The following is a 4,876-nucleotide window of genomic DNA, read 5'->3' on the forward strand; positions in this document are numbered from 1 at the left end:
ATTCGACGCACCATCCTGATTCACCGCCGAACCCCGCACCACCGCCAACACCCGATGCCCAAGACGCTCCGCATCAGACAACCGCTCCACCAGCAGCACGCCCGCGCCTTCGGAGAAGCCGGTGCCATCCGCTGCGGCCGCGAACGCCCTGCAACGGCCGTCCTTGGACATACCACGCTGACGCGAGAAGCCGACGAAGATACCGGGATTGGCCATGACGGTCACCCCTCCGGCCAGCGCCATCGAGCACTCGCCCAACCGCAGCGCCTGTACGGCCAGATGCAAGGCCACCAGCGACGAGGAACACGCCGTGTCCACCGCGACCGAAGGACCCTCGAAGCCGAGCGCATAGGACACCCGCCCCGACAGCACGCTCGCCGAGGTGCCCGTGCCCATGACCGCCTCGAGCTCCTCAGGGACCCGCGCTCCGGAGCCGTAGCTGTGGTACGTCACGCCGGAGAAGACGCCAATGTCCTTGCCACGCAACCCGGTCGGATCGATCCCGGCGCGCTCAAACGCCTCCCAGGAGGTCTCGAGCATGATGCGCTGCTGCGGATCCATCGCCAGCGCCTCACGCGGCGAGATCCCGAAGAAGCCCGCGTCGAACTCCCCCGCGTCGCGCAGAAAGCCACCCTCACGGACATAGCTGGTGCCCGGATGATCCGGATCCGGGTCGAAGAGGTTCTCCAGATCCCACCCACGGTCCTCCGGAAACCCACCGACCGCGTCACCACCGGACACCACCAGGTCCCACAGCTCCTCCGGCGTGGTCACCCCACCCGGCAACCGGCACGCCATCCCCACGATCGCGATCGGCTCCGACAGGCCACGGCGTATCTCGGCGTTCTCCCGCTCGAGCCGCTCGTTCTCCATAAGCGTGACACGCAGCGCTTCGACGACCTGCGCTTCGGGAGTGGTCATTCCGGCCTCCGCATTCCGAACCGACATTACTTCCCGGCCTTGCTCATGGCTCGTTGCACCAGACTGGCGACGTCCATATCGGCGATCGTGGCGGCCGACTGCCCGTCCGCCGGCTGCTCTCCCACCGACTGCCCGTCCACCGGCTGCTCCGCTTCCGATTCCCGGACCAGCGTCATGAGGGTGTCCAGGACGCCCAGTTCCTGGAAGCGGCTCAGCGGTGTGCTGGCCAGCGCGCGGCGCAGGTCCTCCTCACTGCCGGTGTGGCTTTGCGCGGGTGGAGCGTCCGGGCAGAGTTTCATCCGCAGGTGGCGCATCAGGGCGGTGGGCGTCGGATAGTCGAAGACCAGCGTGGCCGGGAGGCCTATCCCGGTGTGGTCGGCCAGGCGGTTGCGCAGTTCCACCGCTGTGAGGGAGTCAAAGCCGATTTCGTTGAACACCAGGTCCGGGCCGATGGCGTGAGCGGAGGCGTGGCCCAGGACCCGAGCGGCTTCCCGGCAGACCAGGCCAAGCAGGATCTGCTCCTGCTCCTCGGACGTGGCCCTGGTCAGGCGCTGGGTGAAGGCGTCCATGTCGGTGGCGGTCCGAGCGGTGCGCCGACTCTGCCGTACGAGGCCACGGAGCAGCGGTGGCACCGGTCCGGTGGCGGCCTGGGCCCGCAGTGCGCCGGGGTCCAGTTTCATGGGGAGCACCACCGGCTGGGGCATGTGCAGCGCGGTGTCGAACAGTTCCCCGCCTTCGCTCTCCGACAGTCCGGCCACTCCCCCGCGCACCATGCGCTGCTGGTCGGCGTCGGTGAGGTGGCCGGTCAGTCCGACCCCCGCTCCCTGTGCCCACAGTCCCCAGGCCAGGGAGATGCCCGGGAGGCCCTGGGAGCGGCGTCGATGTGCCAGCGCGTCCAGGAAGGCATTGGCCGCCACATAGCTGCCCTGCCCCGGGCTGCCCAGCGTGCCCGCGGCCGAGGAGAACAGGACGAAGGCCGCCAGATCCAGGTGCCGGGTCAGCTCGTGCAGGTGGAGTGCGGCATCCGCCTTCGGGGCGAAGACCGTGTCCAGTCGTTCCCTGGTCAATGCGGTGATCACACCGTCGTCCAGTGCGCCGGCGCTGTGCACCACGGCGGTCAGTGGCGCGTCACCGGGCAGCGAGGACAGCAGCTCGGCCAGGGCGTCGCGGTCTGCCACATCGCAGGCCGCGATCCGTACCCGTGCGCCGAGTGAGGTCAGTTCCCTCTGCAGCTCGGCCGCGCCGATGGCCTGGGGTCCGCTCCGGCTGGTGAGCACCAGATTCCGTACGCCATGCTCGGTCACGAGGCGCCGGGCGGCCACCTTGCCCAGCGATCCGGTGCCGCCCGTGATGAGCACGGTGCCCTCCGGGTCCAGTCGGCGCGGCAGGGTGAACACGTTCTTGCCGATGTGCTGCGCCTGGCTCATGAAGCGGAAGGCGGCCGGAGCGCGCCGGATGTCCCATGCGGTCACCGGCGGCGGAGTCAGCACCCCCTTCTCGAAGAGGTCGACCAGCTCGGTCAGCATCCGCTGGATGCGCTCGCCACCCGCCTCGGCCAGGTCGAACGCCCGATAGGCCACGCCGGGGTGCTGGGTGCCGACCTCTTGGGCGTCCCGGATATCGCTCTTGCCCATCTCGATGAAGCGGCCGCCCCTGGGCAGCAGTCGGAGTGAGGCGTCCACGAAGTCGCCGGCGAGGGCGTCCAGCACCACATCGAAGCCACGGCCCCCGGTCATCTCGAGAAACCGCTGCTCGAACTCCAGCGTCCGGGAGTTGGCCAGCCGTCCCTCCGGGACACCGGCAGCGCGCGCCGCGTCCCATTTGGCCGTCCCGGCCGTGCCGTAGACCTCAGCGCCCCAGTGCCGGGCCAACTGCACCGCGGCCATGCCGACGCCACCGGCGGCGGCATGGATCAGGACCGACTCCCCGGGCTCCAGCCGGGCCAGGTCCCGCAGCCCGAAGTAGGCGGTGAGGAACACGCAGGGGACCGCGGCCGCCTGCTCGAAGGACCACCCCTCGGGGAGGTGTACGAGGGTGAGGCAGTCGGCGATGGCGATGGGGCCACCCGCACCCTCGAAGAGCCCCATGACCCGGTCACCCGGAGCGAACCGGGTGACACCGGGGCCGACCTCGGTGACCACACCGGCGCCCTCGTTGCCGATGCTGATCTCGCCGGGATACATGCCCAGCGCCATCAGCACATCGCGGAAGTTGAGTCCCGCGGCACGTGTCTCGATCCGGACATGGCCCGGGGGGAGTGGCGCCAGCGCCTCCGGCGACGGCAGCAGCGCCAGGCCCTCCAGCGTTCCCGGACCGCGGGTGCCCAGCTGCCACGCGGGCTCTCCCTCCGGCGCCACGAGTGCCTCGTCGGCTGTCGCCCGGGTCAGGCGGCGCAGATGGCAAACGCCTCCGCGCAGTGCGAGCTGTGGTTCGTCTCCGGCGAGCAGGGCGGGCAGCAGTGTGGGCAGGGCCTTCGTGGAGGCCGGTGTCTCGTCCACGTCGAGGAGCAGGATCCGCCCGGGGTTCTCCGACTGCGTGGTGCCGACCAGCCCCCAGGCCGCGGCGACCGCCGGGTCCACCGGATCGGCGTCCCGCACCCCTACGGCACCCCGCGTCAGCACCACCAGGCGAGAGTCCTCCAGCGAGGGCTCGGTCAGCCACGTCTGCAACACGTCCAGCACCTGGCCGGTCAGCTCACGCGCGCGGGCCACGCCGGTGTCGTCACCTACAGCATCGCCGGAGCCGATCTCGTACAGCAGAACCGGCGGCGCCTCGGCCGACTCGGACGACTCAGCCGCGTCGGACGCAGGGGGTTCAAGCGGTGCGTCGGCTCGGGCGGCCAACTGCCGTACATCCCGCGCGGTGTACACGGAGACGGTGTCCAGTGATGCCTCGGCGGCGGTGACCCGCAGCTCCTCCCACCCCACGAGAAACATCTGGTCCGTCGACGTCCGTGTGACGGCGTCCAGCAGCGCCGTCGGCATGGGCCGTGACACCAACGACTCGACCACCGCGACCGCCGCCCCGCTCGGATCGGCGAGTCGAAGGCCCACCCCGTCCTTGCCGTTGGGCGTGATACGTACGCGCAGTGCCGAAGCGCCGGAGGCGTGCAGGGATACTCCGCGATAGGCGAACGGCAGTGCGGGCCCTGCCTGGGTCTCGGCACGGTCGCGGAACGCGGTGGCGTGCAGGGCCGCGTCGAGCAGTGCGGGATGCAGCCCGAACGCGGTGGCGTCGGCCGACAGCTCCTCGGGCAGGGTCACTTCGGCATAGATCTCGTCGCCCCGCGTCCACGCGGCCCGCAGACCACGGAAGGCCGGACCGTATCCGTAACCGCCGGCCTCCAGCTCCTCATAGATGCCACGTACCCGCTCCTCCGGGACCGCCACCGCCCCGGTGGGGGGCCACTGCGTCAGGTCCGCGTCCAGCTCATCGGGGAGCTCCTGGGCAAGCGTGCCGCTGATGTGGCGATTCCAAGGAACCTCTGAGGAATCGTCCTGGCCACGTGAGTGCACCGCCACCGGGCGACGACCGGAATCGTCCGGTGCGCCAACACTCACCCGCACCTGCACACCATCGCGCTCGGGCAGGGTGAGCGGTGCTTCGACGATCAGCTCTTCCACGACACCACAGCCGACCTCGTCAGCGGCGCGCACCGCCAGCTCCACGAACGCCGCCCCGGGCAGCAGCACGGTGCCCGCCGCCGCGTGGTCGGCCAGCCACGGATGCGTCCGCAGCGACAGTCGAGAGGTGAACAGCAGGCCCCCCGACTCCGGCAGTTCGGTGACGGCGCCCAACAGCGGATGGTCGGCCTGGGCAAGTCCCAGCGCGGCCGCGTCCACCGTTTCGCCTCGCCGTCCCAGCCAGTAGTGCTGGTGCTGGAAGGCGTAGGTCGGCAGATCCAGGGCGGCATGAGCCGGGATGTCGCCGAGCAGCGCGGTCCAGTCCACGGGGA

Annotated in this window: 2 protein-coding genes; both read right to left on the reverse strand. The window is 70.5% G+C overall.

The window, feature by feature from the left end; translation table 11 throughout:
- On the reverse strand, positions 1 to 921 hold a 921-nt coding region (locus ACFYOY_RS48960), incomplete at its 3' end, for a beta-ketoacyl synthase N-terminal-like domain-containing protein (RefSeq protein ID WP_388594589.1).
- A 26-nt stretch (positions 922 to 947) separates the two neighbouring features.
- On the reverse strand, positions 948 to 4,876 hold a 3,929-nt coding region (locus tag ACFYOY_RS48965), incomplete at its 5' end, for an SDR family NAD(P)-dependent oxidoreductase (protein WP_388594592.1).

This window comes from Streptomyces sp. NPDC007875 (genome assembly GCF_042868035.1).
Classification (GTDB): Bacteria; Actinomycetota; Actinomycetes; order Streptomycetales; family Streptomycetaceae; genus Streptomyces; species Streptomyces antimycoticus.